This window comes from Rhizobium anhuiense bv. trifolii, assembly GCF_024346605.1.
Lineage (GTDB): Bacteria > Pseudomonadota > Alphaproteobacteria > Rhizobiales > Rhizobiaceae > Rhizobium > Rhizobium anhuiense.
Window position 1 is genome coordinate 792832 of sequence record NZ_CP098803.1, and the last position, 19099, is coordinate 811930.

The window sequence follows — 19099 nt, forward strand, 5'->3', positions numbered from 1 at the left end:
GACGCTGTAACACTTTGAATTCGTCAAATTCAGCCGCGCAGGTCCTTGCGCAGGATCTTGCCAACCGGCGACTTCGGCAGTTCGGTGCGGAACTCGATGAAGCGTGGCCGTTTGTAGTTGGTAAGATTGGCGATGCAATGGGCTTTCACCTCTGCCTCGGTCAGGTTCGGATCCTTCCTGACGACGAAGAGTTTGACCGCCTCGCCCGAATGTCCGTCCGGCACGCCGATGGCCGCGGCCTCGAGAATGCCGGCATGCATGGCGGCGACCTCCTCGATCTCGTTCGGATAGACATTGAAGCCGGAGACCAGGATCATGTCCTTCTTGCGGTCGACGATCTTGGTATAGCCGCGTTCGTCCATGAAACCCATGTCGCCCGAGCGGAAATAGCCGTCATCGGTCATCACCCGCGCCGTTTCCTCCGACTTCTGCCAGTAGCCGGCCATCACCTGCGGCCCGCGGATGCAGATCTCGCCGACCTGGCCGAGTGGTAACGAATTGCCTTCCTCGTCGCGGATGTCGAGGTCGGTGGAGGGCAGCGGCAGGCCGATCGTACCGGTGAACTCGGCCGAATCGAAACGGTTGGCGGTGGCGACAGGCGAGGTTTCGGAAAGGCCGTAGCCCTCCGTCACCGGCGTGCCCGTCATCTTGAGCCAGCGGTCGGCGACCGGCCGCTGGACGGCCATGCCGCCGCCGAGCGACATGATCAGCGGGGAGAAGTCGAGCTTGGCGAAATCGGCATTGTTCATCAGCGCATTGAACAGCGTGTTGAGGCCGGGGAAGATATGCACGTCGGATTTGCCGAATTCCTTGACGAGACCGGGAATGTCGCGCGGATTGGCGATCAGGATATTGTGGGCGCCGAGCGACATGCCCATCAGCGAATTCACCGTCAGCGCGAAGATGTGGTAGAGCGGCAGGGCGCAGAGGAAATTCAGCACCTCCGGCTGCTTCTTGCGCTCGAAGGCCGAGCGGAGCCAGAGTGACAGCTGCTGCTTGTTGGCGAGCAGGTTCGCATGCGTCAGCACCGCGCCCTTGGCAACGCCCGTCGTGCCGCCGGTATATTGCAGGAAGGCGATATCGCCGCCGGCAAGCGTCACCGGCGCAAGCGTCTTTCCCGCCCCTTCGCGCAGCACCTGGCCGAAGCTCTTGTGCTGCGGGATCGACCAGGAGGGAACGAGCTTCTTCACCTTGCGCACGACGAAATTGACGATCAGCCCCTTGGGTCCCAGCATTTCGCCGAGCGAGGTGACGACGACATGGCGCAGATCCGTCTTGTTGAGCACCTGCTCCACCGTGCGGGCGAAATTCTCCAGCACGAAGATCGCCTTGGCGCCGGAATCCCGCAGCTGATGTTCGAGTTCGCGCGGCGTGTAGAGCGGGTTGACGTTCACCACGACGAGGCCGGCGCGCAGGATGGCGTAGGTGGCGATCGGGTTCTGCAGCACGTTCGGCATCATCACGGCGACGCGATCGCCCTTCTCGAGGCCGATGCTCTGCAGCCAGGCGGCGAGTTTGCGCGTCTTGCTCTCCAGTTCACGATAGCGCATCGCCTTGCCCATGCTGGAAAACACCGTCCGGTCGGCGTAACGGGCGCAGGATTTTTCCAGCATTTCGGCAAGCGAGGCATATTCCAGAGGTGGGAGTTCGGCCGGAACGACATCGGGATAGCTGGCAAGCCAGGGCTTCTCGGGTTTGGCTCCGTTCGGATGGACGGAAATGCTGTTCATCGTATCCTCTCTCCCTTGCGGCCGCCGCAGAGCCAGCAATCGTCTGGCCCATATTGACCGGAAAGATCCTCCGTCTTCCAGTCCGGCAGCTTATGCCATTGCCTGAACGGTTCAAGCCGAATGAAGCTATACTAACCTTGACGTAAACGTCAACATTCGGCCATCGCCGGATCGTGGGAAGGCTGGGGAACTTTGAGTCGGCCATGACGTTGATCCTGCAGACTCACTATGAGGAAACACCAAAAGGAGGTGCACAATGTTGAACCAGGATACTGACGCCACCCGCCGCGACCCGAACGTCGAGGGCACGCATGCGATGATCGCCAGCGACCGTGTCGAAGGCACCCGTGTTTATGGTTCGGATGGCAGGCATATCGGCTCGATCGAACGCCTGATCATCGGGAAACTCGACGGCCGCGTCGCCTATGCCGTGCTGAGCTTCGGCGGCTTCCTGGGCATCGGCCACGATCACTATCCGCTTCCCTGGGAAAAGCTGAACTACGACACCCAACTGGACGGCTATCGCATCGACCTGACCAAGGAGCAGATCGAAGGCGCCCCGAGCTATTCGGACGATGACGACACCTGGTACAACGATAATGGCCGCCGGGTCTATGATTACTACGGCGTGCCGCCCTACTGGATGTAACGTCGTCCGATAGGCCGAGCTGGAAGGGCCCCGCGGCATGCGGGGCCTTTTTGGTGTTTGGTGACAAATGTCGTGGCTCGGCAGCCCCTCATCCGGCTGCCGCTACCTTCTCCCCGTAAACGGGGCGAAGGGGATGTACGCGACCGCTCTCGGCTCGTCCCTCTACCCGTTTACGGGCAGAGGGTTAGGGTGAGGGGCAGCTAGCGCGAACCGACAACAAGATCATTGGCCGATCGCAGCACGGTGCCGATGACAATATCCTCTGCCCTGATCGCCTTCGCCGTCTTGACCGCAAAGACATGGCTCTCGCCCGGCAACAGCGTCATCAGCATAGAATCCACGACGGCATCCGGATCCAGCCGATCCGCCATCAGGCAGAGATCCTTGAGGAAATTTTGCGCCGTCACCTTGACCTGATACCCGCCCTCAATGCTGGTGACATCGACCGCCAGCCGCGGTGCCGGCAAGGCAAGCTCGATATCCTCGACGAAATAATGGAAGGCGCGCCTGTCCAGCATCTGCACGACGATGAGCTCGTCCTTCGGTAAGCCGGGAGTGACGATATCCTCGGGCAGCGGAAATTCCCTGGCCTCGAAGCGGTCGCAGAGCAGCCGCCAGAATTCGAATTCGGCAAGCACGGTGCCATCGAGCTTCAGGCGTTTGCCGCTGATCTTCGCCCGCCAGAACAGGGTGCGTTCGTTGACCGCCACCGCCGCAAGCCCGTCGCCGCGCGGCTGGATCGTCAGCAGGCGCGGATCATAGGCTGCCTTCAGCGCATACCAGAGCGGCTTGCGGCGGCCGGCCGAATCGAGCGCCGCCCATGAGGTCACCGGCCAGCAATCGTTGAACTGCCAGACCACCGCGCCCTTGCAGACATTCCGGTGCGAGCGCATGTGCTCGACGCCGAAGCGGATGGCGCGCGCCTGGTTGAGCTGGGTGGCGAAATGCCAGTCGTCCATCGTCTGCGGTTCCGGCAGATGGCCGGCAAGGCCACGGATCAGCTTGTCATTACCCTCGGTCGCCTTCTGATGGTGGAAGACGCCGTTCGATTGCGGCGTCAGCGGCTGGTCGTGCACGCTCTCTTCGATCGTCGCCCAGGCGGCCGGCGCCTGCCAGCCGAATTCGGAGCAGAAACGCGGGATGTAATTGCGGTAGACCTCGTAGCCGACATCGTTCCACACGTCCCAGATGTGTTTGCAGCCATGGCCGTCGGCATTGGGTTCGATCTCCATCGAGCCGGAGTAAGGACTGCCGGGATAATAGGGCCGGTCCGGATCGAGTTCGCCGCAGAGCTTCGGCAGCAGGTCGAGATAATAGCCGAGCCCCCAGCTCTCGCCCGCCTTGATGATCGGCCGCCAGCCCCATTCGTCGAAGCCCCAGATGTTCTCGTTATTGCCGTTCCAGAGGACCAGCGAGGCATGCGGCATCAGCCGCACGACATTGTCGCGCACCTCCGCCTCGATCTCGCTTCTGAGCGGCTCCTCCTCCGGATAGGCTGCGCAGGCAAAGAGGAAATCCTGCCAGACCAGCATGCCTTCACGGTCGCAGGCCTGATAGAATTCGTCGGCCTCGAAAATGCCGCCGCCCCAGACGCGCAGAAGATGGATGTTGGCGGCCTTTGCCTCCTCGATCCGCGCGGCATAACGCTCGGCCGCCACCCGCGGGGGGAAACAATCGTCCGGAATCCAGTTCGCCCCGCAGATGAACAGCGGCACGTCGTTGATGACGAAGGTGAAGGCCGAGCCGTGTTCGTCGGCCGCGGTGTCGAGCCGCAGCGAGCGGAAGCCGAGTTCGCGTTCAAAGCTGTCGAGCAGATCGCCGCTGGCCTCGTCGACCAGCCTCAGCGTCATCGGATAGAGCGGCTGCGCGCCGAGATGGTGCGGCCACCACAGCTGCGGCGAGGGGAGGGCAAGCTCGAAGGCGCTCTCGTCTTCGTCAGCATTGATTGCCACCGTCTGGGTCACGCCGCCGATTGCGGCGACGAGCTTGCACGGCGCCTTGTCGCCATGCCGCGCCAGCCTGGCATGCACCTTGATCAACCCATCGCCGCCGGCAAGCGTTGCGGATACGCGCGTTTCGGCAAGCCGCACCCGATCCCAGCTTTCCAGCCGGACCGGCTTCCAGAGACCTGCCGTCACCAGCGTCGGTCCCCAGTCCCAGCCGAAATTGCAGGCCATCTTGCGCATCAGATTGCCCGGTCCCGGATAGTTGTTGGGGCGGTAGCCGTAATGCCTCTCCATCTGCGCGCCATAGGCGTAGGCCGAGCGGAAGGTGACCGTGAGTTCGTTGCTCCCGGCCTTCAGCAGCTCCGACACATCGAAGCGATAGGTGCGGTGCATGTTGAAGGTGCGGCCGATCTCTTGGCCGTTGAGGGATATCACCGCGATCGTATCGAGCCCGTCGAAGACGAGTTCCCATACCCTGCCATCATCAGGCATTGCCTCGAAGCTGCAGCGATAGGTCCAGTCGGTTTTGCCGATCCAGTCATTGGTGATCTCGTTGACGTCGATATAGGGATCGGGGATCAGCCGGTTGGCGAGCAGGTCGAGATGCACGCAGCCCGGCACCGTTGCGGGTATCGCGGCCGGCAGGCCGGATCTTCCTGTATCGTTACAGGTAAGCGTCCAGCCGGAATTGAGCGCGGTCTTCTCGATCATGGGCGGGCTCCTGATTCATGCCGCTCGAAGCTGTGGGATTAGGTGTGGAGTAGAACTATGTCGCCGCAAGAAGCGTCAGAGAAACCGGCCGTGGCGCTGCAGCACTTCGATCTTGTAGCCGTCGGGATCGCTGATGAAGAAGAACAGGCCGAAGAGCTTGCCGTCACGGTTGAGCTCCACCAGTTCGCCGGGATGAAGCCCGAGCTTCGACAGCCGCTTGCGTTCGACCGACACCTCTTCGACCGAGACGGCGAGATGACCATAGGCATTGCCGAGCTCGTAAGGCGCGGTCCGGCCCTTGTTGACGGTCAGCTCCAGCTCGAAGCCGGTCTCGGCATTGCTCAGATAGATCAGCGTGAAGGTTTCGAAATCGACGCGGTCGGCGACCGAAAGGCCGAAGGCCTTGCTGTAGAAGTCGACGGAGCGCGCCTCGTCGAGAACGCGGATCATCGAGTGGATCATCTTCGCCAATTCTGCCTCCCATTCCACGACAGCGCCGCGCGTCTTTTCAGACGCGCAAAGGACGCTGTGGCACTTGGTACCCGTCCTTTTACGCCGGGCGCAAGCCGATTCTTCGGGTGATCGCCGCTTCGACGAGGCCCATGGCGTCATAGATCAGCACCGCCATCAGGCCGACGATCAGGCCGCCCTGCAGAATGAAGGCGGTATTGTCGGAAATCAGCCCGGCGATGATCACCTCGCCGAGACCCTTTGCCGCAACCGTCGAGCCGATCGTCGCCGTGCCGATATTGATCACGGTCGCCACCTTCAGCCCTTCGAGGATCAGCGGCAGGGCAAGCGGCAGCTCGACGCGAAACAGCCGCTGCGTGCCGTTCATGCCCATGCCGTCGGCGGCATCGAGCACCTGCGGCGAAACCTGCTTCAAGCCGGCGACGGTGTTTTCGAAGATCGGCAGCAGGCCGTAGAGAAAGAGCGCAATCAGCGTCGGCATGGCGCCGAAGCCGGTGGCGGGAACGGCGAGCGCCAGCACCGCGACCGGCGGAAAGGTCTGCCCCGCATTGGCGATGGCGCGCGACAGCGGCAGGAAGTCAGCCCCGCTTTCCCGCGTCACGAAAATGCCGCCGACAACGGCAAGCACGGCGCTGCAGACAATCGAGCCGATCACCAGCTGCAGATGGCCGACGGCCAGCGAGGCAAGGCTGTTCTGCGTGTAGACGGCGGGCGCATTGTTGTTGGTCAACGGCGTGAGCAGGAAGGAAAGCCACTCCGTCCTGAACAGCAGGATCAAGAGCAGGGCGAGCGCCGCCAGGCGGAAGAGATTGGCGACGAGGAGTTTCATGCCTTGCGGCCCAGTTCGAGAAGCCGGCTCATCGAAATCGACCCGACAGGCGCCTTCTCGCCGTTCTCAACGGCCGCCTCGTCGACCCCCTGCCAGATCATTTCGGCCAGCGCATCGCGCAGGCTGAGCGACTGCGGCAGGGCATAGGCGAGACCGCTTTTCGCCGGCGCCATGCTTTCCTTGAGCGGCAGCAGCGACATCAGCTTCAGCGCCCGGTCGGAGGTGCCGGTCAATTGCTGCACGAAGGGATCGGCCGGCTCGGTGAGGATCTTTTCCGGGGTCGAGCATTGCAGCAGTCGGCCCTGGCTCATGACAGCGATCTGGTTGCCGAGATGGAAGGCCTCGTCCATGTCGTGGGTGACGAGAATGATCGTCGTGCCGAACTGCTTCTGGATCGCCAGCAGATCGTCCTGCGCCTTGCCGCGGATGACCGGGTCGAGCGCCCCGAAGGGTTCGTCCATCAACAGCAGTTCCGGCTCGGCCGCCAGCGCCCGGGCGACGCCGACACGCTGCTGCTGGCCGCCGGAAAGCTGGTGCGGGTATTTGTCGGCAAAGGTCGCCGGATCGAGGTTGAAAAGCCCGAGCAGTTCCTCGACCCGTTTGGCGATGCGGGCGGAATCCCAATCGAGAAGCTGCGGGACGGTGGCGATATTCTGCGCCACGGTGCGGTGCGGAAACAGGCCGTGGCCCTGGATGGCATAGCCGATCTTGCGGCGCAGCTCGGTCACCTCAACGTCCATGACATTCTGCCCGCCGACGAAGATCTGACCTTCGGTGATCGGCACCAACCGGTTGATCATCCGCATCAGCGTCGATTTGCCCGAGCCCGAGGTGCCGACGATGACGGTGATCTCACCCTTCTCGACCTTCATCGAGACGTCGTCGACGACGGTGGCCGTGCCGTAGCGCTTGGTGACGTTCCTGATCTCGATCATGCTCATGCGGCGGATCCCCGGATGCTGTCGATGACCGCATCGAGGATGACGGCCGATGAGAAAGCGAAGAAGACGGTCGGCACGGCGCCGAGCAGGACGAGGTCCATGGCCGTCTGGCCGAGCCCCTGGAAGATGAAGATGCCGAAGCCGCCGCCGCCGATCAGCGCGGCGATCGTCACCATGCCGATCGCCTGCACCAGCACGATGCGGATGCCGGTGAGGATGACGGGGAAGGCGAGCGGCATGTCGATGCGGGTCAGGATCTGCAAGCGCGTAAGTCCCATGCCGGCGGCCGCGTCGCGTACCGCGGGGTCGACGCCCTGCAGGCCGACGACGGTGTTGGCGACGATCGGCAGCAGCGAATAGAGCACCAGTGCGATCAATGCCGGCGCCGTGCCGATGCCGCGGATGCCGACGGCAGCGGCCAGCGGCACATGGGTGGCGAGATAACCGAGCGGCAGCATCAGCAGGCCGAAGAGCGCCAGACTCGGGATCGTCTGGATGAGGCTCAGCCCCTGCAGCACGATGGCCCGCAGCTTCGGCACCCAGAAGCAGAGGATGCCGAGCGGCAGGCCGAGAATGATGGCGATGGCGAGCGAGCCGAAGGCCAGCAGCAGATGCGAAATCGCCTCGGTCTCGAATTGCGCAGCCCGTGTGGAAAATTCCTTCATGATCGAAAGGCTGTCGAGCAGGCCTGACGTGAGCGAGAGGAACAGCAGCGCCGTATAGGCCGCAAGGGCTGCGACCCGCATCCACGGCGCCAGCCGGATTTTGACAAGCGCATCTGATATCACGAGCCCGATCACGGCAAACAGCACCCAGAAACCGCCGCCGGGCGTCATCCGCGCCACCGTGCTGCCGGGCGGCGTCGCCGCTGCCGAGACGAGGCCGATCGCAACGATCAGCGCCGCAAGGCAGAGCGTCGCGACCATAAGCCGGGCCAGCGCGTTGGTGAGCAGCAGCGCGGCGAAAGCGGTGAGAAGGAGAAGCGCGGTCAGGATGATGACGGAAGGCTGGGGAAGAAGCTGCGTGAGCAGCATCGGCTTGCCGGCGGCGATACGGTTGGCCTTCACATAGATGAAGGGCATCAGGGCCGTCGCCGCAATGCCGCCGGCCACCAGAACCACGCCGAGCCGGTCCAGCCTGCGGACCGCTGAGGTTTCTTCCATCAATTCAACCCTGTCTGCCAACCTGTCCGCTCAATCCTATCAGCAAAGGGAGGCTCCGCCCGAAAGTCGGGCGGAGCGAGCGATGACTATTTCAGGAAGCCTTTTTCCTTCAGATAGGCTTCGGCGACGGACTTTGCCGGCTCGCCGTCGACCTGGATCTTGGCGTTGAGCTTGCGCAATTCGTCGGCGGTCAGGCTCTTGAAGATCGGCGAAAGCACCTCTTCGATCTTCGGATTGGCCTTCAGCACCTCTTCGCGGATGATCGGCGTCGGCGCATAGACCTGCTGCACGTTCTTGTCGTCTTCGAGAACGGTGAGTTCGGCCGCTTCGATCGCGCCGTCGGTGCCGTAGACCATGGCGGTGTTGACGCCGTTCGTCTGGTCGGCGGCCGCCTTGATCGTCGCCGCCGTATCGCCGCCGGAGAGAACGACCGTTTGGTCGGGCTTCAGCTGGAAGCCGTAGGTCGTCTGGAAGGCGGGAAGCGCACCGGCCGAATTGACGAATTCGGCGGAGGCGGCAAGTTTGGCGGCACCGCCGCCGGCAACCCATTTGCCGAAGTCCGTCAGGCTCTTCAGCTTGTTCGGTTGGGCGACATCATTGCGCACGGCGAGCGCCCAGGTATTGTTGGCAGGCGACGGCGTCAGCCAGACGATCTTGTTGGCGTCGTAATCGAGCTTCTTCGCCAGCTCATAGCCCTGGTCGATGTTCTTCCAGGCGGCGTCATCCGCCTTATTGAAGAAGAAGCCGGCATTGCCGGTATATTCCGGATAGATGTCGATTTCGCCGGCGGTGATCGCCTTGCGCACGACCGGTGTCGCGCCGAGCGCGATGCGGTCCTGCGTCTTGATGCCGTTGGCTTCGAGCGCGAGCGCGATGACGTTGCCGAGCAGCGTGCCTTCGGTGTCGATCTTCGACGAGACGACGACGTCGGCGGCCTGGGCCGCACCCACCGCGAAGGCGGAGAGCGAGACGGCAAGTGCGAGTTTCTTCAGCATGGAATATCCCCTGTGTTAACACCGTTGAATGGGGCTCAAGCCCTTGGCGGAAGGCTTGTGCGCAGAAAATCCGCCGGCGAGGGCGACAAGGCCGCCATCATGCCGGAATTGCGTGCGTCATGGAAATAGCGTGCCCACCCGAAAAATCGATGCAAGCCCCCTCCAGTATTTGCGGTCGCGGCACGATTATGGCGGCGAATGCACCTCCACGCGCGGAAACGCATTCCCTTTTCCAAGGCCGGCGCGATTTGTTTTTGTCCCCTTGCGTGTTTCCACGATGCTCCGGTGCTCTTTCACGGTTTCCCGGCGCCCGGATTTATTATGACGGAAACGATAGCCCGCCTATTCTGAGGCAGGGATATCTTTTTTCATGAACACATCATATCGTCCGGTTTTTCCAGCGCTTTCCGGAGGTGGCCATTGCATCTTGGTGCCCTGTTCATTGCAAGCCATGTCCTGACATCCGGCTCGGTGCGCGAGACCGCGCGCCGCTTCCAGCTGTCACCCTCCACTGTCTCCACCGCAATCCATAATCTCGAGACCGAACTGGCGATAAAACTGACCGAGCGCGCCTCTGGCGAGCTGGTGACGCTGATTGCGAGCGGCAGGGTGCTGGAAGGGCTGGAGCCGATCATGGCTGCGATTGCCGAGCTCGGCCAACTGACCGGCCATGACGGCGCCGCCGAGGCCTGCGAGACCTGGGCATCCCGCATCCCCGTCAAGATCGTCACCATGGAGCGTTTTTTGGAAGTGGCCGACCAGGGCAGCATCAACCGGGCCGCCCGCCGGCTTCGCTTGGGTCAGCCGCAGCTTTCGCTGCAGCTTGCCAATCTTGAGAAATTTCTGGGTGCTCGGCTGTTCGAGCGGCAGGCGCAGGGCTCGGTGCTGACGGAAGAGGGCAGGCGCGCCTATCAGATTTTCATGGCGATCAGCCAGGCATGGAACGACCTGAAATCGTCCGCCGACGAGCGTTACCGACGCACAGCCCGATCGCTGCGCATCGGCTCGATCATCCCGACCGGCTCGGAAAGCTGGGTGGCGCGCTGCCTGGGCGTGCTGGTCTCCGAATGGAATGCCCGTCGCAACAACAATACGATCTCGCTGGTGTCGATGACCGCCGACGATCTGCGCGAGGCGCTGAAGAACGGTCGCATCGACGTGGCGATCCTGGACTCGGTCTTCGGCCTCGAAAGTTTCCGGCATCGCGAATTGCTGCAGACCGACATGGTGGTGATCGCGCCACCTGACAGCACCGAGATGAGCGTCGCCGATCTCGTCGCCGGCCATGCGATCTGCATGCCGAGCCCACGCACCGGTCTCGGCCATGCGGCCATGGCCTTCAGCTACGAGCGCGCGCCCAACCGGCGCCTGCGCGGCCAGGATATTACCGCGGCGGATTCGCTGCCTGTGATCGTCGACCTCGTCGCCAATCACGGCTATGTCTCCTTCCTCGGCCGGGTCAGCGCCCTGCCGATCGCCGACAAGGTGCGCATCGTCGATCTCGACGTGCACCTGCCGATGTCCTATCACGTCGCTTTCAACCATCGCAAAGCCGCCGCCGATGCCTGCACCGTCATCATCGAGGCGGCGGCGAGAATTACGTCGGAAACCGTCGCGCAAACCAAAAGGCAGGCGGACGCCGGAGCCAGGGAGACTGTAGCGTGACCATCTTGCTCGAAGTGTGCGTCGACAGCGCCGAAGGCCTTGCCAGCGCGATCGAAGGCGGCGCCGGCCGCATCGAACTCTGCTCGGCGCTGGAGCTCGGCGGGCTGACGCCGCTGCCGAGCCTGATGCGGATCGCCGCCCGCGCGCCCATTCCGGTCTATGCGATGATCCGCCCGCATGCCGGTCCCTTCATCTTCGACAAGGCGGACGAAGAAGCGATGATGATCGATATCGATGCGGTGCGCACAGCGGGCCTCGCCGGCGTCGTCATCGGCGCCAACCGGCCGGACGGGACGCTCGACATGCCGCTGATCCACCGCTTGAAGGCACATGCGGCCGGCCTCGGCTCGACGCTGCACCGCGCTTTCGATCTGGTGCCGGATGCCGATCAGGCGTTGGAGCAGGCGGTCGAACTCGGCTGCGAACGCATCCTGACCTCCGGCTGCGCGCTGAAGGCCACCGACGGCCTCGAGACGCTGAAGCGCATTTCGGCCAAGGCTGCCGGCCGCATCTCGATCATGCCCGGCAGCGGCATCCGCCCGGCAAATGTCGGGGAGATCCTGCAGGCGACCGGCGCCCGCGAGGTCCACGGCTCCTGCAGTTCACCGGTCGAAAGCGCCGATCCGCGCGCGGTGGCCTTCGGGTTTGAGGCGAAAAGCACGAACAAGACGGATGTCGCGGTTGTGAGGGAGATGCGCAGGGCGATCGAGGCGGTAGGTTAGAATTTGTAGCCCGCGCCAGCATCGAGACAGCCCTTCATCCCATCGGCGTGAGGGACAGCAAAGACGGCCCATCACTCGCGATCGTGCACGACGCCCATGATATCGCCCCTGCGGGAGACGCTCACCAGGAGATCGTCCCCGTCTCGCCATGCTCGGATCAGATATCGTTCACCCACGTCCTTCACATCTCTGACGCGGTAACCACGTCTCTCAAGGAGGCGAACCGCATCGTCCGGCCCGAAATTGTCCCGACCCGAGCGCCATCCGCTTCGCTGGTCGTGGTGGCGATTCCATCGCTGCAGAAAATCCGTTTCCGTCTGGTTATCGTCGGGATCGGAATAGAACTCCGATCCTTGGCCTTCCTGGATGACCACCTGCGCGCGGGCCGGCACCGTAAGTGGCATTGTCAGCGCCGCAGCCATTGCCAAGGAAGCAATTCGCATTTTCATCGCTCGACCCTTTCCATCACTCAATCGACGAAGATCTGCCGGCTATCCGGCGGCCCCACTTATGGACACTTCCGTATTCGTCTGTGTGCTTTTTGATTGAGAAATGTTGCGCGACATCTTGCGCGCCGGTTGGAGGCGAAGAGTACCAACAAAACGGATGTCGCCGTTGTGAGGGAGATGCGCAGGGCGATCGAGGCGGCCGCGGGATAACGGCGCATGGGGACAGGGGCCCCCATTTTGTCGATTGCACCCCGTTTCGTCATCCTCCGCTCAAGGCCGAGGATGACGAGTGTGGGGGGAACCTAAGCAGCAAGTACGGCGAACATGACAAAATAATCGCCTAATTCTGCAGGACTTTTCCGACGCTGCCTAACCCCCGATACTGATCACCGCCTTGATCAACCCATTCTTCTCATGCGCCCAGCGGGCGAGATCGCGCGGCGCGTCGGCAAGCGTCGTGCGGTGGGTGATGAGTTTCTCCACCGGCACCAGGCCTTTGGCGATCGAATCCGCGACATGCTCGAAATCGACGCGGGTGGCGTTGCGGCTGCCGATCACCATCATCTCGCGCTTGTGGAATTCGGGATCGGAGAAGCGGATATCGTCCTTGACGACGCTGACCAGCACCAGCGCGCCGCCATGAGCGACGAAGGAGAAGGCCTTTTCCATCGAAGGGCCGTAACCCGTCGCATCGAAGACCACGTCGAAACCGTCGCCGTTGGTTTTGGCGCGAACGCTCTCCGCTGCCGCCTCGTTGGCAACGATGCCGGAGGTGAAGCCGAAGCGCTCCGAGGCCATCTGCAGCCGCTCGGTGCTGGTATCGAGCAGCGTCACCTCATGCCCTGCGATGCGCGAGAAGATCGCCGCCCCGAGCCCGATCGGCCCGGCGCCGATGACGAGCGCCCGCGCACCGGGGCCGGTCATCGAACGGCGCACCGCATGGGCGCCGATTGCCAGGAACTCGGTCGTTGCCGCCGCCTCGAGGCTCAGGCCCTTGGCGGGATAGAGATTGCCCGATGGAACCGAAATCTCCTCGCAGAAGGCGCCGTCGGTATGGACTCCGAGCACTTTGATGTTGGTGCAGCAATTTGGCTTGCCCTGACGGCAGGCGATACATTGCCCGCAGGAGAGATAGGGATTGACGATGACGGGCGTGCCGACCGCGATCGCCACGCCGTCGCCGGCTTCCAGCACCGTCGCCGAGATCTCATGCCCCATCACCCGGGGATATTCGAGGAAGGGATGTTTGCCCTCGAAAATATGGTAGTCGGTGCCGCAGATGCCGACATGGCTGACGGCAAGCCGCACCCAGCCGGCGGCGGGAGCCGCTGGCGAAGGACGCTCGACGATATCGAGCACGCCGGGCTCCCGGCAAAGAACTGCTTTCATGACGGGTCTCGCATTCCTTGAATGGAAGAAGCCGGCTCGTTCAAGCCGGCTGTCTCATGTCGCTCAATTGCTCCGGCGGCGGCGCAGCTGGTCGAAGAACACGATCACGATGATCAGCAGACCGGTGATGATGCGCTGCCAGAAGGAATTGACGTTCAGAAGGTTCGCGCCGTTGTTGATGGTGGCGAGAATGAAAGCGCCGATCAGCGGGCCGTGCACCGAGCCGACCGCGCCGAACAGGCTGGTGCCGCCGATGACGGAGGAGGCAATCGCCTGCAGTTCCCAGCCGTCGGCCTGTGTCGCATTGCCGATGGCGATGCGCGAGGCGAGCAGCACGCCGACGAAGGCGGCGAAGGAGGCCGAGAGGATATAGGCAAGATAGATCATGCCCTTGACGTTGACGCCGGAAAGGCGCGCCGCCTCGGCGTTCGAACCGACCGCGAAGAGATAGCGGCCCCAACGGCTGAGATGCAGGAAGATGAAGGAGGGGACCGCCACCAGGATGACCATCCAGAACAGGCTCGGAATACTGAGCAGATCGGCGCGGGCGAAATTGCTGAAGCCCTCATTGGTGATGTTGATCGTCGAACCGTTGGTGATCAGCAGGCCGATGCCGCGCAGCGATGTCAGGGTTGCCAGCGTGATGATGAACGGCGGCAGGCCCATATGGACGATGCCGAAGCCATGGAAGGCGCCGATCGCCACGCCGATGGCGAGCGTCAGCGCGATCGCCCCCCAGAGCGGCACGCCGGCCTGCAGCAGCCAGGCGATGATGACGGTGCAGAAGCCGACGATGGCGCCGACGGAAAGGTCGATGCCGGCGGTGATGATGACGAAGGTCTGTCCGAGTGCGAGGATCGCCGTCATCGCGCCCTGACGCAGCAGGTTCGAAATGTTGAGCGGCGTCCAGAAGCTCGGGGTGACGACGCCGAGCACGATCCAGAGGAAGATCAGCAGGCCGATCAGCGTCAGGCCGAACAGGATGTTCATTTTCCGGCGCGGCGGCGGTGCGACGATCTCAGTGGGGGTGGCAGTCATGAATTTTCTCCCTCTTATTCTTTTGGCTCAGACGCCGATCGCTTCGCTGAGCACTTCTTCATGCGTCGCCGCGTGGAAATCATGGCTGGCGACGATCTTGCCGGCGCGGAAGACGTGCAGCCGGTCGGCCAGTTCGTAGACTTCGGGCAGGTAGGAGGAGATCAGGATGATGCCCGCGCCGTCCTTCAGAAGCTTGGCGAAGAGCCGGTAGATTTCCGCCTTGGTGCCGACGTCGACGCCGACAGTCGGTTCGTCGAAGATGAAGAGCCGGGCGCCATGGCTCAGCCATTTGCCGATGACGATCTTCTGCTGGTTGCCGCCCGACATGCTGGAGGCCGGAACGCGCCGGCTCGGCGTCTTGATGCTGAGATCGCGGATCTGCTTGTCGGCATTGGCCGACTCGCGCGCATGGTTGATCACAGGTCCGTGGCTCAGCCGTCCGAACACCGGCAGGTTGATGTTGAGGCCGATCGGCAGGTTGAGGCAGAGCCCTTGGTCGCGCCGGCTTTCCGGCGCCAGCGCAATGCCGAGCTCCATGGCGGTGCGTTCGTTCTTGATGTCGACGCGCTTGCCCATCCACTGGATTTCGCCTGAAGTCGTCGGCTGGCGTCCATAGAGTCCGAGCGCGAATTCGCTGCGCCCGGCGCCGATCAGGCCGTAGAGCCCGACGATCTGGCCCGCCTTGACGCTGAGCGACACGTCTTCGAAACCCGGACCGGAAAGGCCGTTGACGGCAAGGATCGTCTCGCCGATCGCAATCTCTTCCTTGTGGTAGATCTGTTCGATCGAGCGGTTGATCATCAGCGCGATCAGCTCGGCATCGTTGGTCTCGCCGATCAGGCGCGTGCCGACATGCGTGCCGTCGCGCAGCACCGAGACACGGTCGGCAAGTTCGAAGACTTCCTCCATGCGGTGGCTGATATAGACGATGGTGACGCCTTCGCCCTGCAGGCGGCGGATCAGCTTGAAGAGCTGCGCCGATTCCTGGCGGGTGAGATAGGCGGTGGGTTCGTCGAAGATCAGGAACTGCGTGCCGCGCATCGCCGCGCGCGCCGTTGCCACCAGCTGCTGCTGGCCGATCGTCAGCGAGCTCAGCAGCGCACCGGCCGGCAGGCCGAAGCCGAGATCGTCGAGCACGGCCTGCGCCATCTTCTCCATCTGCTTCTTGCGCATCAGGCCGTAGCGGTTGACCTCGTCGCCGAGGAAGAGATTGGCGGCGACCGTCAGGTGCCGGCAGAGCACGACTTCCTGATGGACGGCGTTGATGCCGCGGGCGATCGCCTCGTTCGGCGTCGACAGCCCCACCGGCTGGCCGCACCACAGCACTTCGCCGGCCGTGCGGGTGATGACGCCGGTCAGCAATTTGATCAGGGTGGATTTGCCGGCGCCGTTTTCGCCGACGATGGCGTGGATTTCACCGGCGAGGAAGGTCAGCGTCGCTGGCTTCAGCGCCTGCACATGACCGTAATTCTTCTGCAGGCCCTTGAGTTCGAGGATAGGCGATCCGGCGGGAATTCGATTGGCTTCTTTCAGCGTCGCGCTGTCATCATGGCGATGACTGACCTCTTCCAGTCCGATCATGGACCTCTCCTCCTTGTGTCACGTCTGCTCCACCCCCGGTAACCATACCATGGATGGAAAAGGCCGCGCCGGTTTTTGAAGCCGGCGCGGCCTGTCTGTCTTTGTTACTTGATCTTCGGGTTCAGCAGCGCGTCGATCTTCGGATCGGCCATATTCGCCTTGGTGACGAGGTTTGCGCCGGTGTCGACATTGGCTTCGACCTTCTCGCCCTTGGAGACGGCAAGAGCGGTCTTCACGCCGTCATAACCCATGCGGTAGGGGTCCTGAACGACGAGGCCGGCAATCGCACCATCCTTGAGGAAGCCGACCGTCTTGTCGTCGCTGTCGAAGCCGATGACCTTGATCTTGTCGCCGAGCTTGTTTTCAGCAATCGCCTGGCCGACGCCCTGCGCCATGATCAGGTTCGAGGCGAAGATGCCGACGAGGTTCGGGTTTGCCGTGATCAGGTCGGTCATCATGTTGAGGCCGGTCGTTGCCTGGCCGTCGCCGTACTTGTCGGCAATCACCTTCAGGCCGGGATACTTGGTCTTCACCTGATCCAGGAAGCCTTCGCGGCGCTGTTCCAGCGAGCCGACGCCCGGAAGATTGGTGAGGATGACGATTTCGCCCTCTTCCTTGCCGGTGGCGCCCTTGATGGCGGCGGCAAGACCGTCGGCGGCGATGCGGCCGCCCTGAACGTTGTCGGTCGTCAGGAACGACTTGAACGCCTTGGAGTCGGCAGCGGAGTCAATGCCGATGATCGGAACCGACTTGGCGGCTTCATCGATCGGCTTGCCGAGCGCCTTGAATTCGGTCGGCGAAATGACGACGGCGGCCGGCTTGCCGGCAACAGCATTCTCCAGAATGCTGATCTGGCCGTTGACGTCGGATTCGGCCTGTGCGCCGAGTTCCGGCACGTTGACGCCGAGATCCTTGCCAGCCTTGCGCGCGCCGGCCAGAACGATCTGCCAGTAGAAGGACGTCGTGTCCTTGACGATGATCGGGATCGTCACGTCGGCGGCAAACGACGTTGCCGGCATCGCCGTGGCGATGACCGCGGCACCCGCAAGCGCCGTAAAGGCGCGACGGGACAGAAGGGATTTCACGATACTCATAAGGGTTCTCCTCTCAGGGTGCGTTCTCCTCCGAATAAATCGGCCGCTGAACGCAGGCGGACGATTTTTATCGATAAAAAACATTTGCAGGGAGAAGCTAGCCGAGGCGCAATCAAATTGCAAGTGCGTCAATCTGGCTTTTTTGCTTTGCTAAACTCCGCCCAAGCAACTGATTTTATTCCAATAGTACGATACCCTAAAATAGGGTTCAGGCCAGATCAACCTCATGCGGATGGACGACACCCTTTTTCAAAATCAGGTTACCGTACAGCCGGAATTCCGTCGTCGCGACGATATAGGTGGCCTTGCGGGCCATCGCGTAGAAGGCAAAGCGCTCCACCGGCACGATGCGGAAATCGCCGGCACGCCTGGACACGATCTGCTGGAACTCGGCGCAGACTTCGGGCATCGCATCGGGATCGCCCACCACTTCCATCCGCCACGCCGTTTCCGGCACGAAAGTATCGAGCGGCATGTGGGTGAGGATCGCCTCGGCCATGTCAGTGGCGCTGACGCCGTCGGCGCGAATGACGGGCGGGCCCATCGAGCCCGAGGGAAAATTGGCGTCCGCTATGACGATGTCGTCACCATGTCCCATCGTCTTCAGCGCATGAAGCAGGTCGGGGCCGAGCAATGGATGAATACCCTTGAGCATAATGTCTCCTCAGACCCGCACCGCTTCGGCGCCGAGCGGCGGCGCGACCAGCGTATAGGGCTCGAATTCCCCGTAGATCTCGTCGGCAAGCCGCGGCTCGACGATCTCCATGTTGCGCGTCAGGCTCGAAGCCTTGGCCGTGCCGATCAGCACCGATGCGACGACCGGATCGCGCAGCGGAAACTGCAGGGCGGGAGCCGCGAGCGGCACCCCATGGCTTTTGGCGATCGCCTCCATGGCGCCGACCTTGGCAAGCACATCGTCGGTTGCCGGCATATAATCGAAATGCGAGCCCGGCACCGGGCCGGTGGCGAGAATGCCGGAATTGAAGACGCCGCCGACGACGAGCGACGTGCCCTTCTGCCGGCAGAGCGGCAGGAGTTCGGCAACGGCCGAACGGTCGAGCAGCGTATAGCGGCCGGCAAGCAGGATGCAGTCGAGATCGGCATGGCGCATGACGTCGAGGCAGACGGGCACTTCGTTGACGCCGAGGCCGAAGGCGGAGATCGCGCCCGAGGATTTGAGTTCCTCCAGCGCCTTCACGCCGGAATCGAGAAACTGCTTCTGGTGGACCGCATTCTTCGCCGCACCATGCGTATAGACGCCGATATCGTGCACATAGAGAATGTCGATGCGGTTGAGGCCGAGGCGCGCATAGCTGAATTCGACCGAGCGCATGATGCCGTCATAGGAATAGTCGTAATCGGCATCGAAGGAGAGCGGATCGACATAGCTGTAATCAGGCACGGTGCCGGTCGGCACCGGCCGCAGCAGCCGGCCGACCTTGGTGGAAAGCACGTAGCTGCCATCCGGCTGGTCGCGCAGGAAATCGCCGACACGCCGTTCGGCGAGACCCAGCCCATACCAGGGCGCGACGTCGAAATAGCGGATGCCGCTATCCCAGGCCGCCTGCAGCGTCTCCATCGCCTGCTCGCGCGGGCAGGCACGGTAGAGACCGCCGAGAGCTGCCGCGCCGAAACTGATTTCGGTCACCTCCAGCTTGGTCTTGCCGATCTTTCTCGTCTTCATCATTCCTCCTCGCGAAGAAGCTGAAACTGTCTATCCGGAGCA

Annotated in this window: 17 protein-coding genes and 1 pseudogene; 4 read left to right on the top strand and 14 right to left on the bottom strand. The window is 62.7% G+C overall.

Translation table 11 applies throughout. From position 1 onward, the window contains the following. Positions 1 to 29: 29 nt before the first annotated feature. Positions 30 to 1730, bottom strand: coding sequence for a long-chain fatty acid--CoA ligase (locus tag NE851_RS12510; protein WP_254960740.1), 1701 nt, complete (start codon positions 1728 to 1730; stop codon positions 30 to 32). A gap of 256 nt (positions 1731 to 1986) precedes the next feature. Between NE851_RS12510 and NE851_RS12515 the strand changes: the two genes are divergently transcribed. After that, entirely contained in the window at positions 1987 to 2379 is a 393-nt protein-coding gene (locus tag NE851_RS12515; RefSeq protein WP_028756625.1) for a PRC-barrel domain-containing protein, read from the top strand. Positions 2380 to 2579: 200 nt separating this feature from the next. Here the strand turns inward: NE851_RS12515 and NE851_RS12520 are convergent, their stop codons facing one another. The 6 genes from NE851_RS12520 to osmF form a co-directional block, all read right to left on the bottom strand. Next, positions 2580 to 5036, bottom strand: a complete 2457-nt coding sequence (locus NE851_RS12520; protein WP_254960743.1) for a glycoside hydrolase family 2 protein — start codon at positions 5034 to 5036, stop codon at positions 2580 to 2582. 75 nt (positions 5037 to 5111) lie between these two features. Then, positions 5112 to 5507, bottom strand: a complete 396-nt coding sequence (locus NE851_RS12525; protein ID WP_063474759.1) for a VOC family protein — start codon at positions 5505 to 5507, stop codon at positions 5112 to 5114. Positions 5508 to 5586: 79 nt separating this feature from the next. Further along, positions 5587 to 6336: an ABC transporter permease gene (locus tag NE851_RS12530; RefSeq protein WP_028756622.1), complete on the bottom strand. Its 750-nt coding sequence runs from the start codon at positions 6334 to 6336 to the stop codon at positions 5587 to 5589. Next, positions 6333 to 7277: an ABC transporter ATP-binding protein gene (locus NE851_RS12535; protein ID WP_168332436.1), complete on the bottom strand. Its 945-nt coding sequence runs from the start codon at positions 7275 to 7277 to the stop codon at positions 6333 to 6335. Before NE851_RS12535 ends, NE851_RS12530 begins: the two co-directional genes overlap by 4 nt. Then, complete coding sequence (locus NE851_RS12540) at positions 7274 to 8440, bottom strand: ABC transporter permease (protein ID WP_063474757.1); 1167 nt, start codon at positions 8438 to 8440, stop codon at positions 7274 to 7276. Before NE851_RS12540 ends, NE851_RS12535 begins: the two co-directional genes overlap by 4 nt. An 86-nt stretch (positions 8441 to 8526) precedes the next feature. Continuing rightward, complete coding sequence (osmF, locus tag NE851_RS12545) at positions 8527 to 9435, bottom strand: glycine betaine ABC transporter substrate-binding protein OsmF (RefSeq protein ID WP_028756619.1); 909 nt, start codon at positions 9433 to 9435, stop codon at positions 8527 to 8529. 420 nt (positions 9436 to 9855) lie between these two features. Between osmF and NE851_RS12550 the strand changes: the two genes are divergently transcribed. Together NE851_RS12550 and NE851_RS12555 are read left to right on the top strand one after the other, a co-directional pair. After that, positions 9856 to 11100: a LysR family transcriptional regulator gene (locus NE851_RS12550; protein ID WP_047617085.1), complete on the top strand. Its 1245-nt coding sequence runs from the start codon at positions 9856 to 9858 to the stop codon at positions 11098 to 11100. Further along, positions 11097 to 11822 carry a copper homeostasis protein CutC gene (locus NE851_RS12555; protein WP_127430995.1) on the top strand — a complete coding sequence of 242 codons (726 nt, stop codon included), beginning with the start codon at positions 11097 to 11099 and terminating at the stop codon, positions 11820 to 11822. The genes NE851_RS12550 and NE851_RS12555 overlap by 4 nt, the downstream gene beginning before the upstream one ends. Before the next feature lie 71 nt (positions 11823 to 11893). Here the strand turns inward: NE851_RS12555 and NE851_RS12560 are convergent, their stop codons facing one another. Beyond that, the gene (locus tag NE851_RS12560; protein ID WP_047617082.1) at positions 11894 to 12271 is read right to left on the bottom strand and encodes a hypothetical protein; all 378 of its coding nucleotides are present in this window, start codon (positions 12269 to 12271) and stop codon (positions 11894 to 11896) included. A 126-nt stretch (positions 12272 to 12397) separates the two neighbouring features. Between NE851_RS12560 and NE851_RS35350 the strand changes: the two are divergent. Beyond that, a pseudogene (locus NE851_RS35350) lies at positions 12398 to 12481 on the top strand (copper homeostasis protein CutC); the annotation flags it as partial. Positions 12482 to 12640: 159 nt separating this feature from the next. Here the strand turns inward: NE851_RS35350 and NE851_RS12565 are convergent. The 6 genes from NE851_RS12565 to NE851_RS12590 all read right to left on the bottom strand — a co-directional run bounded on the left by NE851_RS12565 (position 12641) and on the right by NE851_RS12590 (position 19057). Then, positions 12641 to 13660: a zinc-binding alcohol dehydrogenase family protein gene (locus NE851_RS12565; protein ID WP_183903734.1), complete on the bottom strand. Its 1020-nt coding sequence runs from the start codon at positions 13658 to 13660 to the stop codon at positions 12641 to 12643. Positions 13661 to 13723: 63 nt separating this feature from the next. Further along, positions 13724 to 14698, bottom strand: coding sequence for an ABC transporter permease (locus NE851_RS12570; RefSeq protein ID WP_028757718.1), 975 nt, complete (start codon positions 14696 to 14698; stop codon positions 13724 to 13726). Between the two features lie 27 nt (positions 14699 to 14725). After that, entirely contained in the window at positions 14726 to 16279 is a 1554-nt protein-coding gene (locus NE851_RS12575; protein ID WP_254960751.1) for a sugar ABC transporter ATP-binding protein, read from the bottom strand. 104 nt (positions 16280 to 16383) lie between these two features. Beyond that, entirely contained in the window at positions 16384 to 17373 is a 990-nt protein-coding gene (locus tag NE851_RS12580) for an ABC transporter substrate-binding protein (RefSeq protein ID WP_048338243.1), read from the bottom strand. A 208-nt stretch (positions 17374 to 17581) separates the two neighbouring features. Further along, positions 17582 to 18028: an RbsD/FucU family protein gene (locus tag NE851_RS12585; RefSeq protein ID WP_048338244.1), complete on the bottom strand. Its 447-nt coding sequence runs from the start codon at positions 18026 to 18028 to the stop codon at positions 17582 to 17584. A gap of 9 nt (positions 18029 to 18037) precedes the next feature. After that, the gene (locus NE851_RS12590; RefSeq protein ID WP_063474858.1) at positions 18038 to 19057 is read right to left on the bottom strand and encodes an aldo/keto reductase; all 1020 of its coding nucleotides are present in this window, start codon (positions 19055 to 19057) and stop codon (positions 18038 to 18040) included. Positions 19058 to 19099: the final 42 nt, after the last annotated feature.

Coding starts and splice junctions, on each gene's coding strand:
- NE851_RS12510 (WP_254960740.1), bottom strand. CDS start 1,730: ATGAACAGCATTTCCGTCCATCCGAACGGAGCCAAACCCGAGAAGCCC.
- NE851_RS12515 (WP_028756625.1), top strand. CDS start 1,987: ATGTTGAACCAGGATACTGACGCCACCCGCCGCGACCCGAACGTCGAG.
- NE851_RS12520 (WP_254960743.1), bottom strand. CDS start 5,036: ATGATCGAGAAGACCGCGCTCAATTCCGGCTGGACGCTTACCTGTAAC.
- NE851_RS12530 (WP_028756622.1), bottom strand. CDS start 6,336: ATGAAACTCCTCGTCGCCAATCTCTTCCGCCTGGCGGCGCTCGCCCTG.
- NE851_RS12535 (WP_168332436.1), bottom strand. CDS start 7,277: ATGAGCATGATCGAGATCAGGAACGTCACCAAGCGCTACGGCACGGCC.
- NE851_RS12540 (WP_063474757.1), bottom strand. CDS start 8,440: ATGGAAGAAACCTCAGCGGTCCGCAGGCTGGACCGGCTCGGCGTGGTT.
- osmF (WP_028756619.1), bottom strand. CDS start 9,435: ATGCTGAAGAAACTCGCACTTGCCGTCTCGCTCTCCGCCTTCGCGGTG.
- NE851_RS12560 (WP_047617082.1), bottom strand. CDS start 12,271: ATGAAAATGCGAATTGCTTCCTTGGCAATGGCTGCGGCGCTGACAATG.
- NE851_RS12565 (WP_183903734.1), bottom strand. CDS start 13,660: ATGAAAGCAGTTCTTTGCCGGGAGCCCGGCGTGCTCGATATCGTCGAG.
- NE851_RS12570 (WP_028757718.1), bottom strand. CDS start 14,698: ATGACTGCCACCCCCACTGAGATCGTCGCACCGCCGCCGCGCCGGAAA.
- NE851_RS12575 (WP_254960751.1), bottom strand. CDS start 16,279: ATGATCGGACTGGAAGAGGTCAGTCATCGCCATGATGACAGCGCGACG.
- NE851_RS12580 (WP_048338243.1), bottom strand. CDS start 17,373: ATGAGTATCGTGAAATCCCTTCTGTCCCGTCGCGCCTTTACGGCGCTT.
- NE851_RS12585 (WP_048338244.1), bottom strand. CDS start 18,028: ATGCTCAAGGGTATTCATCCATTGCTCGGCCCCGACCTGCTTCATGCG.
- NE851_RS12590 (WP_063474858.1), bottom strand. CDS start 19,057: ATGAAGACGAGAAAGATCGGCAAGACCAAGCTGGAGGTGACCGAAATC.